This window comes from Arthrobacter sp. FW306-06-A, from assembly GCF_021870055.1.
GTDB lineage: Bacteria > Actinomycetota > Actinomycetes > Actinomycetales > Micrococcaceae > Arthrobacter.
The window spans coordinates 908,430-924,777 of sequence record NZ_CP084552.1 but is presented as its reverse complement, the minus strand read 5'-3'; the positions used below and the strand labels follow the sequence as shown (position 1 = coordinate 924,777).

At 65.0% G+C, this 16,348-nt stretch carries 12 protein-coding genes and 1 tRNA gene; 7 read left to right on the top strand and 6 right to left on the bottom strand.

Annotation, left to right across the window (positions count from 1 at the left end; all coding sequences use genetic code 11):
- Positions 1-163 precede the first annotated feature (163 nt).
- The 3 genes from chvE (at position 164) to mmsB (ending at position 4,214) form a co-directional block, all read left to right on the top strand.
- Positions 164-1,294: a multiple monosaccharide ABC transporter substrate-binding protein gene (gene chvE / locus LFT49_RS04440; protein WP_373462192.1), complete on the top strand. Its 1,131-nt coding sequence runs from the start codon at positions 164-166 to the stop codon at positions 1,292-1,294.
- A gap of 108 nt (positions 1,295-1,402) precedes the next feature.
- Positions 1,403-2,932, top strand: coding sequence for a multiple monosaccharide ABC transporter ATP-binding protein (mmsA, locus tag LFT49_RS04435; protein WP_236821315.1), 1,530 nt, complete (start codon positions 1,403-1,405; stop codon positions 2,930-2,932).
- A gap of 4 nt (positions 2,933-2,936) precedes the next feature.
- The gene (gene mmsB / locus LFT49_RS04430) at positions 2,937-4,214 is read left to right on the top strand and encodes a multiple monosaccharide ABC transporter permease (RefSeq protein WP_236821314.1); all 1,278 of its coding nucleotides are present in this window, start codon (positions 2,937-2,939) and stop codon (positions 4,212-4,214) included.
- Positions 4,215-4,314: 100 nt separating this feature from the next.
- Here the strand turns inward: mmsB and LFT49_RS04425 are convergent, their stop codons facing one another.
- The 5 genes from LFT49_RS04425 to LFT49_RS04405 form a co-directional block, all read right to left on the bottom strand.
- On the bottom strand, positions 4,315-5,568 hold the full coding sequence (locus tag LFT49_RS04425) for an MFS transporter (RefSeq protein WP_237429860.1): 1,254 nt from the start codon (positions 5,566-5,568) through the stop codon (positions 4,315-4,317).
- Positions 5,569-5,607: 39 nt separating this feature from the next.
- A complete protein-coding gene (locus LFT49_RS04420; RefSeq protein ID WP_237429859.1) occupies positions 5,608-7,779 on the bottom strand; it encodes an elongation factor G-like protein EF-G2 in 2,172 nt (723 codons plus the stop codon).
- An 84-nt stretch (positions 7,780-7,863) separates the two neighbouring features.
- Entirely contained in the window at positions 7,864-8,289 is a 426-nt protein-coding gene (locus LFT49_RS04415) for a ChaB family protein (RefSeq protein WP_236801126.1), read from the bottom strand.
- A gap of 71 nt (positions 8,290-8,360) precedes the next feature.
- Positions 8,361-8,434 (bottom strand) — tRNA-Thr (locus LFT49_RS04410).
- 147 nt (positions 8,435-8,581) lie between these two features.
- Complete coding sequence (locus tag LFT49_RS04405) at positions 8,582-9,469, bottom strand: DsbA family protein (protein WP_236801125.1); 888 nt, start codon at positions 9,467-9,469, stop codon at positions 8,582-8,584.
- 177 nt (positions 9,470-9,646) lie between these two features.
- On the opposite strand from LFT49_RS04405, the gene LFT49_RS04400 reads away from it, so the two are divergent.
- From LFT49_RS04400 to LFT49_RS04385, 4 genes are all read left to right on the top strand, one after another.
- Complete coding sequence (locus LFT49_RS04400) at positions 9,647-11,149, top strand: alpha,alpha-trehalose-phosphate synthase (UDP-forming) (RefSeq protein WP_236801124.1); 1,503 nt, start codon at positions 9,647-9,649, stop codon at positions 11,147-11,149.
- Positions 11,139-11,975, top strand: a complete 837-nt coding sequence (otsB, locus tag LFT49_RS04395) for a trehalose-phosphatase (RefSeq protein ID WP_236801123.1) — start codon at positions 11,139-11,141, stop codon at positions 11,973-11,975. Before LFT49_RS04400 ends, otsB begins: the two co-directional genes overlap by 11 nt.
- 216 nt (positions 11,976-12,191) lie before the next feature.
- A complete protein-coding gene (locus LFT49_RS04390) occupies positions 12,192-13,274 on the top strand; it encodes an ABC transporter ATP-binding protein (RefSeq protein WP_236801122.1) in 1,083 nt (360 codons plus the stop codon).
- Between the two features lie 146 nt (positions 13,275-13,420).
- The gene (locus LFT49_RS04385; RefSeq protein ID WP_236801121.1) at positions 13,421-14,839 is read left to right on the top strand and encodes a DUF4032 domain-containing protein; all 1,419 of its coding nucleotides are present in this window, start codon (positions 13,421-13,423) and stop codon (positions 14,837-14,839) included.
- 21 nt (positions 14,840-14,860) lie between these two features.
- On the opposite strand, the gene LFT49_RS04380 is transcribed toward LFT49_RS04385, so the two are convergent.
- Positions 14,861-16,231 (bottom strand): FAD-binding oxidoreductase, encoded by a 1,371-nt coding sequence (locus LFT49_RS04380; protein WP_236801120.1) that lies wholly within the window; start codon positions 16,229-16,231, stop codon positions 14,861-14,863.
- Positions 16,232-16,348 lie beyond the last annotated feature (117 nt).

Sequence of the window (16,348 nt, the reverse complement as noted above, 5' to 3'; positions counted from 1 at the left end):
CAATGGAACCGAAAAAGTTGCGAAATTTCGATGGCTTGCTCTTGTTAGCGTTCACAAAGCGGTCTATATTGAACCGGCACATCAACAATGTGACCAGGACCAGGAAGCGTCGGTGCTGCCTGTCCAACAACACTTCGCGGCAATGCTGCCGCGGAAGGAGAAAATGGTGAGAATCAAAAAACTCATGGGCGCGGTGGCCCTTGTCCTCGCCCTGACGGTGGGCGCCACCGGCTGTGGCTCCCGGGGCGGAGCCGCCACCGAATCCGGCGGTGCCGCCAAGCCCGGCGATTCACTGGTCGGGATCTCGATGCCCACCCAGACCTCCGAACGGTGGATTGCCGATGGCGCCAACGTCGAGAAGTCGCTGAAGGACCTCGGCTACAAGACAGACCTTCAGTTCGCCAATGACGACATCCCCACGCAGGTGTCGCAGATCGAAAACATGCTGACCAAGGGCGCCAAGGCCCTGATCATCGCCGCGATTGACGGCACCACCCTGACCGACGTCCTGGCCAAGGCCAAGGACCAGAACGTCAAGGTCATCGCGTACGACCGCCTGATCAACGGCACCCCGAACGTGGACTACTACACCACGTTCGACAACTACACCGTGGGTGTGCAGCAGGCCACCTCACTGCTGACGGGCCTGGGCCTCCTGGACGCCAGCGGCAAGAAGGTTGACGGCAAGGGGCCGTTCAACATCGAGCTTTTCGCCGGCAGCCCCGACGATAACAACGCCAACTTCTTCTGGAGCGGCGCCATGGACACCCTGAAGCCGTACATGGACGCCGGCACCCTGAAGGTCCCCAGTGGCCAGACCAAGTTTGAGCAGGCCGCGATCCTTCGCTGGCAGGCACCGGTGGCGCAGAAGCGCATGGAGGACATCATCACCTCCGCCTACAGCTCGGGCACCAAGCTGAACGGCGTCCTCTCCCCGTACGACGGCCTGTCCATCGGCATCCTCTCCGCCCTCACCAGCACCGGCGGCTACGCCAAGGGCAGCCTGCCCGTGGTCACCGGCCAGGACGCCGAAAAGGGTTCCGTCAAGTCCATCATCGCCGGCGAGCAGTACTCCACCATCTTCAAGGACACCCGCCAGCTCGGCGCGCAGGCCGTCAAGATGGTCGATTCGGTCCTCAAGGGCCAGGAGCCGGAAACCAACGACACCAAGACCTACAACAACAAGGTCAAGGTTGTCCCGGCGTTCCTGCTGAAGTCCGTGATCATCACCAAGGACAACTACAAGAAGGAACTGATCGACTCGGGTTACTACACCGACGCCGACGTCAAGTAGTCAGCGTCAGGGGGCTGTGGCCTGGGTATCCGTCCCGGGCCACAGCCCCACCCGCAGCCTCCTGCAGCAGCAGGAAGGCAAGCTCCGAACAGTCAGTGGGAATTGACGATGAACACACCCATTCTTCAAATGCGAGGAATCACCAAGACGTTCCCCGGCGTGAAAGCGCTGCAGGACGTCACCCTCGATGTGAACCGTGGCGAGGTCCACGCCATCTGCGGGGAAAACGGAGCCGGCAAGTCAACGCTCATGAAAGTGTTGTCCGGCGTCTATCCACACAACACCTTCGAGGGGGAAATCCTCTTCGAAAACGAGCCCTGCCACTTTTCCAGCATCTCGGACAGCGAAAAGCGCGGAATCGTCATCATCCACCAGGAACTGGCCCTCAGCCCGTACCTGTCCATTGCCGAGAACATCTACCTTGGCAATGAACAAGCCACCAACGGGTGGGTGGACTGGCGCAAGACCAACCTGGAGGCAGCAAAGCTGCTGGCCCGCGTCGGCCTCGACGAAAACCCTGTCACCCCCGTGCAGCACATCAGCGTGGGCAAGCAGCAACTCGTGGAAATCGCCAAGGCGCTGTCCAAGGAAGTGAAGCTGCTCATCCTGGACGAGCCCACTGCCGCCCTTAACGACGAGGATTCCGGCCACCTGCTGGACCTGATCCTCCACCTGAAGGGCCAGGGCGTCACCAGCATCATCATCAGCCACAAGCTCAATGAGATCCGCAAGGTGGCTGATGCAGTCACCATCATCCGGGACGGCAAAACCATTGAGACGCTTCGGCTGGACGAAGGCCAGATCACGCAGGAACGGATCATCCGCGGCATGGTGGGCCGGGACCTGGAGAGCCTGTACCCGGACCGCGAGCCGCACATCGGCGAGGAAGTCCTGCGGATCGAGGACTGGTCAGTGCGCCATCCCCAGGACCACACGCGCATGGTGGTCAACAACGCCAACCTGTACGTCCGGAAGGGCGAAGTGGTAGGACTGGCCGGGCTCATGGGCGCTGGGCGCACCGAGCTTGCCATGAGCGTCTTCGGACGCACGTACGGAACCGCCACGTCAGGCAAGGTCTACAAGTACGGCGAGGAAATTAACACTGCCACGGTGTCCGACGCCATCAGGAACGGCATCGCCTATGCCACGGAAGACCGCAAGCACTACGGCCTGAACCTCATCGAGGACATCAAGCGGAACATCTCCCTGGCGGCCCTGCGCAAGCTCGCCAAACGCGGCTTCGTGGACAAGAACCAGGAAACCGTGGTGGCCAACGGCTACCGGAAGAGCATGAACATCAAGGCTCCGTCGGTGGCGGCCATTACCGGAAAGCTCTCCGGTGGCAACCAGCAGAAGGTGGTGCTGAGCAAGTGGATGTTCTCCGATCCGGACGTGCTCATCCTCGATGAACCCACACGGGGAATCGACGTTGGCGCCAAATACGAGATCTACACGATTATCGGGAAACTCGCGGCCGAAGGAAAAGCTGTCATCGTCATCTCCTCGGAACTGCCTGAACTGCTGGGCATCTGCGACCGCATCTACACGCTGGCCGCCGGCCACATCACAGGTGAAGTTCCCATTGCCGAGGCCACCCAGGAAACCCTGATGCACTACATGACCAAAGAGAAGGAATAGCGAAATGTCCGCCCTCAGAGAATCGCTCGGATTCCTCACAAGCCAACTGCGCCAGGTGGGCATCTTCGTTGCCCTGATCCTGATTGTCCTGCTGTTTCAGGGACTGACCGGCGGGATCCTGCTGGAACCACAAAACGTCACCAACCTGGTGGTCCAGAACAGCTACATCCTGATCCTGGCCATCGGCATGGTCATGGTGATCATCGCCGGGCACATCGACCTTTCCGTCGGCTCGGTGGCCGGGTTCATCGGCGCCGTGGCCGGCGTCATGATCGTGCACTGGGGCTGGCCATGGTGGGCCGCCATCCCCGCCTGCCTGCTGGTCGGCGCCCTGGTGGGCGCCTGGCAGGGCTACTGGATCGCCTACGTGGGGATTCCAGCTTTCATCGTCACACTGGCGGGCATGCTGATCTTCCGGGGCCTGACCCTCATCACCCTGAAGAACCAGCAGATCACCCCCTTCCCGGCCGAACTGCGGGCCCTCGGCGGCGGTTTCCTTCCCGACCTCACCGGCGGCACCTCCGTACTGGAGTGGCTCACGGTCATCCTGGGCGTCGGGGCCACGGCCGCGCTGTTGATCCAAGCGCTCAAGGAACGCCGGATCCGCCGGAAGTTCGACCTCGAAAGCGAGCCCCTGGTGTGGTTCGTCATCAAGACCGCCTTCACGGCGCTGCTCATGCTCATCATCACGTTCCTGCTGGCGTCCTACCGCGGCACCCCGATTGTCCTGGTGGTCCTGGCCGCCCTGGTGATCGCGTACACGGCCCTCATGAACAACAGTGTCTTCGGCCGGCACACGTACGCCATCGGCGGCAACCTGCATGCGGCTGAACTGTCCGGCATCAAAACCAAGGCCGTAACGTTCCGGCTCTTCGTAAACATGGGCGTGCTGGCCGCGTTGGCGGGCCTCGTCTTCACCGCCCGGCTCAACTCGGCGCAGCCGGCCGGTGGAACCGGCTTCGAACTGGATTCCATCGCCGCGGCCTTCATCGGCGGCGCCGCGGTCACCGGCGGTATCGGAACCGTCGCCGGAGCCATGATCGGCGGACTCATCATGGGCGTGCTCAACAACGGCATGTCCATCCTGGGCCTTGGCACCGACTACCAGCAGCTCATCAAGGGCCTGGTGCTCCTTGTCGCCGTGGGCTTCGACATCTTCAACAAGAACCGCAGCGGTGGCGGCGGCGACATTGGGAAACGCTTCAAGCTGAAGACCTCCCCTCCGCCCGCACAGGAGAAGCCGGCTCCGGCCAGCGAAGCAGTGGAAGCAGGCGTCAAGTAGGACGGATCTCCACCTGCGCTCGTGGTGGCCCCCGTTGCCCGGACCCAGTCCCGGCAACGGGGGCCTTCCCTGTTCCCGGCTCCAGCGCTTTCCGCCCCTATCAGGGTGCGGCGGCCAGGCCCGCGGCGAAGTCGGCCGGCGCGCGCCGGCGCCGGCTCAGCAGCATGAAGGGTGCCGCCAGCAACTGCACCGCGCCGCCCAATGCCAGCGATGCAGGGTAGCCATAGAGGTCGGCGGCCCGGCCGAGCACGGGTTGCACCACCACTCCCCCACTGGAGCCCATAAGCGAGGCGAAGCTAAGGACCGTGGCCCGCTGCTTCGAGGCGATCATGTCGTTGAGGTAGGCCTGGCGCACCGGGGTGCCTGCGGAGGCCACCACGGCCCACAGGGCCAGGAGCACCAGCGCCAGCCAGAAGACCTTCGTGGCCAGGAGCACCACCAGGACCACCGAACTGGCGACCGTGGAAGCGATCAGCACGGTGGTGCGGCGGCGGACCAGTTTCCGGACCAGGGGCGCCAGCCAGCCGCCGACGATGTCTGCTCCCGCCACGATGGCCGCTGCCAGGCCTGCGATGGCATAAGCCTTGGGATCGCCAAAAAGCTGCAACAGGTAGGGCTGGAGGGCATAGAAGACGTAGAACCCAACGCCTTCGGTGAACGGGGCAGCGAGCATCATGAACCGCACCGGCGGATTCCTCAGCCCGCCGTCCACGGACGCCTTCAGGACTGCGCGTGTGGCCTGCAGGGGGTGGGCCGAGCGCTCTGGTGTGAAGCCGACGTCGTGCATCAGCAGGAAAGCCACCACGAACATTGCCACCAGGACGACGACGCGCAGCAGGAACGGCACGCCCAGGTTGGTGGCCTGGGCAATGACCCCGCCAGCTACTGACCCTGCCAGCATGGCGATGCCGGAAACGATCTGGCCGCGGCCCAGGACGGTTTCCAGGCCGCCGTCGTAGCCGGAAAAGTGCAGCGCGTCCACCAGCCAGGCTTCCACTGCCCCGGAGAAGAACGTGAACCCAAGGCCAAGGAGGGCCGACACGGCGGCCCACCACCAGAACGGCGCGGACAACTGCCACAGCAGGTAGTAGAGGTAGGTGGACCCGGCCAGGGTCACCGTGCCCAGCAGGAAGGAGGTGCGGCGCCCCCAGCTGTCCGCCACCACCCCTGTGGGCACCTCAAACAGGACCATCCCGGCCGTGAAGAATGCATTCGCGGCGAACGCCTCCAGGTTGCTCAGCCCGGCATCGAGCAGGAACAACGTATTGATTCCCCAAATGAACGACGCCGCAAGGGTGTTCCCCAACGTCAGCGTCAGGTAGACGGTCTGGATCTTACGAGCTGCAGCATTCACTGGGCGGCGCCCCGCATCATTCTTCCTGTCCGGACCGGATCAGGATGGGCTGAAGTTCGGCGGTACCGGCTCGTGCCGCAGGTACTGCCGGCGGAACCGACCGGTGCCGGCGGTCAGGGCCCGCAGTTCCACGGCATACCGCAGGAGTTCCTGGTCCGGAACCTCCGCGCTGATCTCCGTGAGCCCCTCCCCCGACGAGGTGGTGCCGGTAAGGCGCCCCCGACGGCCGGACAGATCGCTCATCACGGAGCCGACGTGTTCGTCGGCAACCGTGATGGACACGGAGGACACGGGTTCCAGCAGCTGGACCTTACCCGCGGCCGCCGCCTCCCGGAGCGCAAGGGCCCCCGCCGCCTGGAACGCCGCATCGGATGAATCCACGCTGTGGGCCTTGCCGCCCGTGAGGGTCACGCGCACGTCCACCACAGGAAATCCCGCAGAGACCCCCTTCTCCATTTGCGCCCGCACCCCCTTCTCAATGGATGGGATGAACGTTCCCGGGATGACTCCACCCACCGTCTTGTCCACGAACTCGAACCCGCCGCCGCGATCCAGCGGCTCCACCTCGATGTCGCACACGGCGTACTGGCCGTGGCCGCCGGACTGTTTGACATGCCGGCCATGGCCGGCGGCGGCGGCTGCGAAGGTCTCCCGCAGCGGCGTCACCACGGCCACGGTATGCAGCTTCACGCCCTGTTCGCGCAGCCGGTCAAGGACCACTTCGGCGTGCGCCTCGCCCATGCACCACAGCACCAGCTGGTGCGTTTCGGTGTTCCGGTCCACACGGAGGGTTGGGTCTCCCGCCGCGATCCTGCCCAGGCTGCGGGCCAGGGCGTCCTCGTCGCTGCGGGAGTCGGCCTCCACCGCGACCGGCAGCAGCGGCTCCGGCATCTCCCAGGTGGCCAGCAGGAGCGGGTTTTCCCGACTGGAGATGGTGTCCCCGGTTTCGGCGCTGCCGAGTTTCGCCAACGCGCACATGTCCCCCGCCACGCAGTAGGGAACGGGCCGCAGGGTGGCTCCCAGCGGGGAGTAGATATGGGTGACGCGTTCATCGGTGTCGTGGTCCTGGTGGCCACGGTCAGCCAGACCGTGGCCACCTACATGGACGGGCGAGTCCTCGCGCAGCGTCCCTGAGAAGACCCGCACCAGGCAGATACGGCCCAGGAAGGGGTCGTTGGAGGTGCGCACCACTTCGGCGGCGAGCGGACCGGAAGGATCGCAGGCCAGGCGTCCGGCCGCTTGGCCGGACAGGTCGGCGGCGTCCGGCAGGCTGCGTTCCACCGGAGGCGGGAAGGCGCGGACCAGCAGGTCCAGCAGTTCCGCGGTGCCAAGGCCGGTGACGGCAGACGTGGGCAGCACGGGAAAGAACGAGCCGCGGGCCACGGCGGTTTCCAGGTCGGCGGCCAGCACCGCGGTGTCCATGTCCTCGCCTTCCAGGTAGCGGTCCATCAGCGACTCATCTTCGCTTTCGGCAATGATGCCCTCGATGAGCGTGCCCCTGGCAGCCCCGGCCTCCGCGCGTTCATCGGCCGCTGCCGGACGGGCTTCAGGTGCTGCCTCTTCGGCGGAGTAGTCCGTCACCTGCTGCGACAGCAGGCCCAACAGGCCGGTAATCCCGCCTCCTGACCGCACCGGGACGTACAGCGGGAGGACGCCCTCGCCGAACGCCCTCTGGCAGGCGGCAAGGGCGGCGTCGTAATTTGCGCGCGGATGGTCCACCCGGGTGATGACGACGGCGCGTGGCAGCCCCATGTGCGCGCACTCGCCCCACAGGGCGGTGGTGGTTGCGTCGATTCCGTCGACGGCGGAGACCACGAAGAGTGCGGCATCCGAAGCCCGGAGGCCCGCCCGCAGCTCACCGATGAAGTCCGGGTAGCCCGGAGTGTCCAGGAGGTTCACCTTGACGTCATCCAGCATCAGCGGCACCAGGGACAGCGTGACGGACCGCTGCTGGTGCACTGCCGCGGGGTCCGAGTCGCTGACTGTCGACCCGTCCGCGATGGAGCCTTTGCGGGTGATCATGCCGTTGGCTGCGAGCAGGGCCTCGATCAACATGGTCTTCCCTGCGCCGGAGTGTCCCACCAGCGCCACGTTCCGGATGCGGGCCGGGTCCTGCGCCGCGATGCCGCCGGCCTGGTCGGCACGCCTGGCATCAGGCCCGTTCCTGCCGCCTGCCGCCCGCGCTGACTCCTTGGTGCTCTTCACCGACATTGGAACCTCCTGGCATCATTGCCGACCGGACCGAACGTGTCCTTCGATTCGACACCTTGGACGGCGGGACGGCAAGAGCGAAGGCTATTTACTGCGGGCTTTGCGGGTGGCTGCGTCGTTGGCCTTCTGGAGTGCCTTCACCAACTCGTCCTTGTCCATCTTCGAACGGCCCTTGACATCCAATTCCTTGGCCAGCTTGTAGAGGTGATCCTTCGAAGCGTTGGCGTCCACGCCGCCGGCGGTGGGTTCCGACGAACGGATGCCCTGTTCCGCGCGCTTGTCCGACGGGCCGCGTTTTTCCTTGGGCTCCCAGTGGTCGCCCACTTTCTCGTAGCTGTGCTTCAGCGAGGCATACGCTGCACGCGCGGCCCGTTGTTCGTCCTGGTCATAGGACTCAAGGGCGGAATCGTAGGTCTTGGCGAAGGTGTCCTGGGCCTTTTGGTCAGAACGCTGCAGGGTCGAGGGGAGCTCTTCCTTGCGGGCATGGTCGTTCTTGCCGGTCTTGGGCATGTCACCCATCCTCCTTTAGTCAGCACGCTGATCATTTGGATGGATCCAGCTTAGACCCGGAGGTTGCATTGAGCCCCCTGTCGGATTCGAACCGACGACCCCCGCTTTACAAGAGCGGTGCTCTGGCCAACTGAGCTAAGGAGGCGCGCCCCTGGGGGCATGCGCCAGAAGGCGCTAGATAAGGTTAGCCCAACTCCCGCCGGGCGTAAAAACGCTGCTGCAGGTGTTGCCCGAAAGCAGGGGCCCGCCCCGGAAACGTTCCGGAACGGGCCCCTGCCAGCGCTGTTGATTCCTAGCCCTTGGCGGCGATGGCGGCCTGCAGGAAGTCGGGGAACGGCGTCTGGGCGCTGTCTCCCTTGCCCCACTGCTTGCCGTCCACGAAGACGGTGGGCGTACCGGTAACGCCGATGGCGGACGCTTCCTTCGTCGTGAACTTCACGAACGGGCGGTAGGTCTTGTCATCCACGCAGGAGTTGATGTTCACGCCCATGTCGGACGCCATCTTCTTCAGGTCGTTGTCGGACAGGCCGGCGCTGCCCTCTGCGGGCTGCTGGGCGAACAGGGCGTTGAAGTAGTCGGAGTACTTTTCCGGGGCCGTGTTGGCCACACAGGCTGCAGCGTTAGCGGCACGGGACGAGTAGTTGGTGGTGGACCGGCTGTCCAGGAATCCAAGCGCGCGGTACTCGACGGTGATCTTGCCATCGTTTCGCAGCGTGGTGAGCTGGTCGTTGTACTGCGTTTCGAAGTTCTTGCAGACCGGGCAGATGAAGTCGATGTACAGGACCACCTTGACCGGTTTTCCGGCCTCAGCCTCTGCACCGGGGGCCACCACCTGGGCGGGCGGAGTCTTCGGAGCATCACCCAGGGAACTGGCGTCAACGGTGGCCGGCTCCGTCTTGGCTACCTCATTATTGGCCAGCAGCGTCACGCCGCCGTGGGCGTTGGCGTTGGCAGGAGTGGGTCCCTGGTCCGCGATCGGGGCATTCCGCTGGATGTTGCCGGCAACCACCAGGCCCACGACCACCAGGATGGCCACCACCGCCGCCACGATGCCCCAGCCGATCAGCAGCTTGTTGCGCTTGTCCTTCTTTGCCTGGGCTTCCCGGATCAGGCGCGCTTTTTCGCGCGCCTCCGCCGTTCGCTCAGCCTTGGACTTACGTACTTCGTTTGCGGGGCTCATGAGTTCCTTGGGTCGGTCGACGTAGGGGACCACTTCGTGGCACCCCAACATTTTAGGGGAGAAAGCTGATGGCTTGCGGGTTCAACTATTCCTTCGGCTTGACCAACGGACGAATAGCCCCGATGATTCCGTCCGGCTAGGGTGGCTTAGAGGCACAAGCAACCCCAGGGGGCCGCAATGCAAACACCCGTCCAGGAAAAACCCGCCCGCACAGCAACGGCCGGCGGATCCGGTTCCAGCCACGCCGGCCATACGAAGTACGACTTCATGGTGGTCTCCAACAGACTGCCTGTGGACCGCGTGGCGCCGGGCGACGACAGCGACGACGGCTCCGGTTGGCGCCGGTCCCCCGGCGGCCTGGTGACCGCGCTGGCGCCCATGATGACCAAGACCGACGGCGCGTGGGTCGGCTGGCATGGAGCACCGGACGAAACCGTGAAGCCGTTCAGCCACGGCGGCATGGACCTGGTCCCGGTCCAGCTCAGCACCGACGACGTGGAGCTGTACTACGAAGGCTTCTCCAACGCCACCCTCTGGCCGCTGTACCACGACGTCATCGCCCCACCGGAGTTCCACCGCACCTGGTGGGACGCCTACCGCAAGGTCAACCGCAGGTTCGCCGACGCCGTCGTCCGCCACGCCGACCAGGGCGCCACTATCTGGGTCCAGGACTACCAGCTGCAGCTGGTTCCCCGGATGCTCCGCGAGGCCCGGCCAGATCTGCGCATCGGATTCTTCAACCACATCCCGTTCCCGCCGCCGGAAATCTTCGCCCAGCTCCCGTGGCGCCAGGCCATCATCGACGGCCTGCTCGGCGCCGACCTGGTGGGCTTCCAGCGCGTCAGCGATGCCGGCAACTTCATGCGCTCCGCCCGCCGCTTCCTGGGTGCCAGCGTCAAGCAGCAGCAGGTGCACGTCAAGGACCACAACGGCCAACTGACGCACATTGCCCGCGCACAGGCCTTCCCCATCTCCATCGACGTCAAGCAGATCAGCGAGCTGGCCGCCAGGCCCGACATCATCGAACGTGCCCGGCAGATCCGGCAGGACATGGGCAACCCCAAGACCATCCTGCTCGGGGTGGACCGGCTGGACTACACCAAGGGCATCCGGCACCGGCTGAAGGCCTTCGAGGAACTCCTGGCGGACGGCCGCCTCACCGTGGGCGATGCGACCCTGATCCAGGTGGCCTCCCCCAGCCGCGAGCGCGTGGAACAGTACCGTCTCCTCCGTGAGGAGGTCGAGGGCACTGTGGGCCATATCAACGGCACCTACGACACAATCGAAAACACGGCGGTCCGCTACCTGCACCACAGCTACCCGGTGGAGGAGATGGTGGCGCTGTACCTGGCGGCTGACGTCATGCTGGTCACCGCCCTGCGGGACGGGATGAACCTCGTCGCCAAGGAATACGTCACCGCCCGCAACAACAACGACGGCGCCCTGGTGCTGAGCGAATTCGCCGGCGCAGCAGACCAGCTCAAGCAGGCCCTGCTGATCAACCCGCACGATATCGCCGGCCTCAAGAACACCATCATGACCGCCGTCGAACTCAGCCCCCGCGAAGCCGCCCGGCGTATGCGGTCCATGCGCCGGCAGATCCTGGACCACGACGTTGACCACTGGTCCGCCGATTTCCTGAACGCGCTGAACGAAAAGGTGGTCCGCGATGACTCCTGACGGCCGCGGCACCAGGGCACCCCTGGCGCTCACTCCCGAACTCCGGGAAGCCCTGCGCCGGATCGCCCGGACGGAGCACCTGCTGGTGGCCATGGATTTTGACGGCACCATGGCGCCGATCGTGGACCGTGCACCGGATGCCCGGCCGCTTCCGCGTTCAGCCGCAGCGTTTGCGGGCCTCGCCGTGCTTCCACGCACGACGACGGCACTCATCTCGGGCCGCGCCCTCGCCAGCCTGCGGGAGGTTGCGTCCCCGCCGGTGGACACGCTGCTGATCGGCAGCCACGGCGCCGAAGCGTGGCTGGGCCCAGGCTCCACGGAACTTTCTTTGGAAGAGGACCAAAAAGCGCTCCTGGAAGAAGTGCGGGCCGAGTTGGCGGACATCGTGGCCCACGCTCCCGGCACCTCCCTGGAGTACAAGCCTGCCGGCGTCGTCCTGCACACCCGCCAAGCCCCGGACGACGTGGCGGAGGACGCAGTGTCAGCTGCCAAGTCGGTTCTGCAGGACCGCAGGGGCGTGTTTTTGAAAGAGGGCAAGCGCGTCCTGGAGACCTCGGTGGTTCACGCCTCCAAGGGCGAAGGCGTTGCTTTCCTGAGGCAGGCAACGGGGGCCACCGCTGTGCTGTTCGCAGGCGATGACGTCACGGACGAGGACGCCTTTGGCAGGCTCGAACCCAGCGATGTCGGGGTCAAGGTCGGCCTCGATTTCACCCAGGCCCAGTACCGGGTGGAGGCTCCTCTCCACGTGGCAGAGCTGCTGGAAGCACTGCTCCAGGAGCGGAGCATCGCCGTGGCTGAAGAAGACCCCCAGGCGGCCTCCGGTTAAGGGACGGTCAGCAAGAGTTGTGACGTTCGTAACATTTACGCTAAAAAGAGCAACCTCTGGCATACTCTTTGTGTGATGTGGCGCACAACAAGCGTGCGGCGTCACTCGATGCTCCGCGGAAGCCGCGGAGCATTTTGCAGGAACAAAACTGAATAAAAATGAACCATTCACAACGGATCGTCCGGCACGTACCTGCCGGTGAAGGGATTGATAACTGTGGCTACAGTTACTTTTGACAACGCTACGCGTCTGTACCCGGGCACCGAAAAGCCCGCCGTCGATAAGCTCAACATCGACATCGCCGATGGCGAATTCCTGGTCCTCGTTGGACCCTCCGGTTGCGGCAAGTCCACCTCCCTGCGCATGTTGGCAGGCCTCGAGGACGTCAACGCAGGCCGCATCCTGATCGGCGACCGCGATGTCACCGATGTTCCCCCGAAGGACCGCGACATCGCGATGGTTTTCCAGAACTACGCGTTGTACCCGCACATGACTGTGGCCGACAACATGGGCTTCGCCCTCAAGATCGCCGGCGTCTCCAAGGAAGAGCGCGCCGAGCGCGTCCGCGAAGCCGCAAAGCTCCTTGACCTCGAGCAGTACCTGGACCGCAAGCCGAAGGCACTCTCCGGCGGCCAGCGCCAGCGTGTTGCCATGGGCCGCGCAATCGTCCGTAACCCGCAGGTCTTCCTCATGGATGAGCCGCTGTCCAACCTTGACGCCAAGCTCCGCGTCCAGACCCGCACCCAGATCGCATCCCTGACCCGCCGCCTGGGCGTTACCACCGTTTATGTGACGCACGACCAGGTGGAGGCCATGACCATGGGCGACCGCGTCGCCGTGCTGAAGGACGGCCTGCTGCAGCAGGTTGACACCCCGCGCAACCTCTACGACCGCCCCAAGAACGTCTTCGTTGCCGGCTTCATCGGCTCCCCCGCCATGAACCTGCTGGAACTCCCCGTAGTCGACGGCGGCGTGCAGTTCGGCGGCACCGTCTACCCCGTGCCGCGGGACGTCCTCGAAGAGGCCCACGGCTCCACGGTCACCCTGGGCAGCCGTCCCGAGGACCTGGAAACCGCTCCGCACGGTGAAGGCCTGAAGGTGGAGGTCGACGTCGTCGAAGAACTCGGCGCCGACGCCTACGTCTACGGCCACACCACCCTTGATGGTAAGGACCACGACATCGTGGCCCGCGTCGATGGCCGCCGTCCTCCGATGAAGGGCGAGGTCATCTACGTCCGTCCGCAGTCGGGCCACGTGCACCTGTTCGACACCAAGACCGGCCTGCGCCTCGGCGACTAGTCCTCCCCACCGTTCCCTAGCCTGCGTGGGCCCATCCCACGCACGCAACTGACGGCGGCCCTCCTTACTGGCGGGCCGCCGTCGGCCTTTAACCCATGCCTGCATGGGATTTAGCCGCCCTGCCCCGAGTACGGAAGAATTGAGCCATGACCGAGGAATACAGCGCCCAGTGGCACGACGAACCCACCGACTACGCGCAGATCGGCAAGCTGCCCCGGTTCGTGGCAGCCAGCGCCGATGACAACAAGGCGGCCTCGGTAGCTTCATCGCTGAACATCACGGCCGCGGCGGCTGATCCCGAACTGCTGGACCTGCCATGGCATATCGCCTTGGAGGAGTGGCCGGCAGAGTACCTGGCTGCACTGCCCCGCGGCATCTCCCGGCACATCGTGCGGTTCGCGCACCTGGGCGGCTCCGTGATCGCCATCAAGGAAACCTCCGAGCACGTGGCCCGCCACGAATACCACATGCTCCGCAAACTCGCCCGTCTGGACGTCCCGTGCGTGGAGCCGGTGGCAGTGATCACGGGGCGCACTACCCCCGACGGGCGCCCACTCAACCCGGTGCTCGTGACCCGCCACCTGAAGTTCTCCATGCCCTACCGCGCGCTCTTTTCCCAGATGCTTCGCAAGGACACCCTCACCCGCCTCATCGACGCGCAGGCACTGCTCATGGTGCGGTTGCACCTCATCGGCTTCTACTGGGGCGACGTCTCGTTGTCCAACACCCTGTTCCGCCGCGATGCCGGTGCTTTCGCCGCGTACCTGGTGGACGCTGAAACCGGTGAGCTCTACCCGGACCTCTCCACCGGCCAGCGTGAATACGACCTGGAGATTGCCCGCGTGAACATCGCGGGCGAGCTGATGGACCTGCTGGACGGCGGGCTTATCGAGGAAAAGGTGGACCCGGTGGCCACCAGCGAGCTGATCATGGACAGCTACCGGCGGCTGTGGGCTGAGCTGACCGAGAAGGAATCCTTTGAGCTCGGCGAGCGTTGGCGCGTGGGCGCCCGCATCCGGCGGCTGAACGAACTCGGCTTCGACGTCGAGGAGTACGCCATCAAGACCACCCAGAACGGCTCCACCATCCAGCTGCAGCCCAAGGTGGTGGACGCGGGACACCACCAGCGGCGGCTCCTGCGGCTCACGGGCCTGGATGCGCAGGAGAACCAGGCCCGCCGCCTCCTCAATGACATGGACTCGTTCCGGGCCGACAACAACCCGGAGATGGACGAGGAATACAGCGCCCACCTTTGGGTGAGCCAGATCTTCGAGCCGATCGTGCGCTCCATCCCGAGGGACCTCTCCGGCAAGCTCGAGCACGCCGAGGTGGTGCATGAGGTCCTGGAGCACCGGTGGTACATGTCGGAGAAGCAGGAGCGCCACATTCCGCTGGCAGAGGCCGTGCAGTCCTACATCGACTCGATCCTGCGGCACCGGCGGGACGAGGCCGCCATCATGCTCAACCCGGACACCGAGCTGCTGAAGATCCTCGAGGTGGAAAACGAGGAGTCCCGCTACGGGGCCGACGAATCCGCGGACGAATACCCGGACTCGGACGACTGACTAACTGCGGATGACCGGGTCCTAGATGGCCTTTCCGGGGTTGAGGATCCCGGCGGGATCGAACAGGTCCTTGATCCTGCGCTGGAGTTCCCGGATAGGTTCCGGCTGCTCCTGGCCCAGCCACCGGAGCTTGTACTGGCCTACACCGTGCTCCCCGGTGATAGTGCCGCCCATGGCCAGGGCCGCAGTGATCGACTCGTCCAGCGCCGCCTGCAGCCGCTGCATGGCGCCCGCGTCCACGGTTGCCCCCTGCCGGTCGATCCAGAACGTGGGGTGGAGGTTGCCGTCGCCGGCGTGTGCCACCACTTTGAGGTGCACCTGCTGTTCCGCAGCCATGGCTTCAAGGGCTGCCACATAGTCCACCAGCCGGGACCGGGGAACAGCCACGTCTTCACCGACGCGGTACTCATCGTCCACCTCGGTGCCCCTGCTGTGCCTCCGGAGCTCCACCAGCCGCTCAGCCTCGGAGCTTGCCTCGGTGGTTACGGTAGCACCGCCATCGCGCAGGACTTGGCGCACCACGTCGGCCTCCGCGGCAGCTCCGAACCCGTCCGTCTGGATCAGCAGCAGGGATTTTCCACGGGTGCTGAGGTCAGAGCCGTGGATCTCATCGAGCTGGGCCAGCGTCCCGCCGTCGAGCAGCTCCATGATGGCGGGCTGGACGCGTGCCCTGCCTACGGCCAGGACTCCCGCAGCAGCCATCCGGAAGTCCGGGTAGAAGGCCGCCACGGTGTGGACTTCCCCGGGCAGGTACTTCAGCCGCACGGTGATGCCGACGACGATGCCCAGGGTTCCTTCGGACCCGACGAACAGGCTCGTGAGATCATAGCCCGCCACGCCTTTGAAGGTTTGGTGGCCGGTATGGATGAGCGACCCGTCAGAAAGGACGACATCCAGCGCCAGGACGGAGTCCCTTGTGACGCCGTACTTGGCGCAACGCAGGCCACCTGCGTTGGTGGCCACATTGCCGCCAATGGTGGAGCTGCGGAAACTGGCCGGATCCGGAGCATACATGAGGCCGTGCCCTGCGGCCGCCTCGTTGAGGACGGCGTTGACTACGCCGGGCTCGACGACGGCTGTTTCGTCGTCGGGGTTCAGCGCAAGGATACGGTCCATCCGCTCCAACGACAGGATGATGCAGTTATTCGTGGCGTGGGCGCCGCCGGACACCCCGGTACCGGCGCCGCGGGGCACGATGGGCACCCCGCTGCCGGCGCACACCTTCACCGCAGCTTGGACATCGGCCACCGATTCCGGGAACACCACGGCCAGGGGAAGCTGGAAGTCAATGACCGGCGCCTGGTCGATCGCATACCGGCGGAGCGACACCTCGCTCACATCCAGCTGCCCCGGAGCCAGGACCGCTTCCAGTTCGTCAACGATGCTTCCCACAAAGCCTCCATCCGTCGTCGGACATATCTTCCCAGTCTAGGACGCGGTTTTGGCATGACTCCGAACTACCCTGTACCGCAACCGCTTCCAGTTCCTTTCCGTGAATGGTGGAGAAGA

Coding starts and splice junctions, on each gene's coding strand:
- chvE (WP_373462192.1), top strand. CDS start 164: ATGGTGAGAATCAAAAAACTCATGGGCGCGGTGGCCCTTGTCCTCGCC.
- LFT49_RS04400 (WP_236801124.1), top strand. CDS start 9,647: ATGCAAACACCCGTCCAGGAAAAACCCGCCCGCACAGCAACGGCCGGC.
- mmsB (WP_236821314.1), top strand. CDS start 2,937: ATGTCCGCCCTCAGAGAATCGCTCGGATTCCTCACAAGCCAACTGCGC.
- otsB (WP_236801123.1), top strand. CDS start 11,139: ATGACTCCTGACGGCCGCGGCACCAGGGCACCCCTGGCGCTCACTCCC.
- LFT49_RS04405 (WP_236801125.1), bottom strand. CDS start 9,469: ATGAGCCCCGCAAACGAAGTACGTAAGTCCAAGGCTGAGCGAACGGCG.
- mmsA (WP_236821315.1), top strand. CDS start 1,403: ATGAACACACCCATTCTTCAAATGCGAGGAATCACCAAGACGTTCCCC.
- LFT49_RS04415 (WP_236801126.1), bottom strand. CDS start 8,289: ATGCCCAAGACCGGCAAGAACGACCATGCCCGCAAGGAAGAGCTCCCC.
- LFT49_RS04420 (WP_237429859.1), bottom strand. CDS start 7,779: ATGTCGGTGAAGAGCACCAAGGAGTCAGCGCGGGCGGCAGGCGGCAGG.
- LFT49_RS04385 (WP_236801121.1), top strand. CDS start 13,421: ATGACCGAGGAATACAGCGCCCAGTGGCACGACGAACCCACCGACTAC.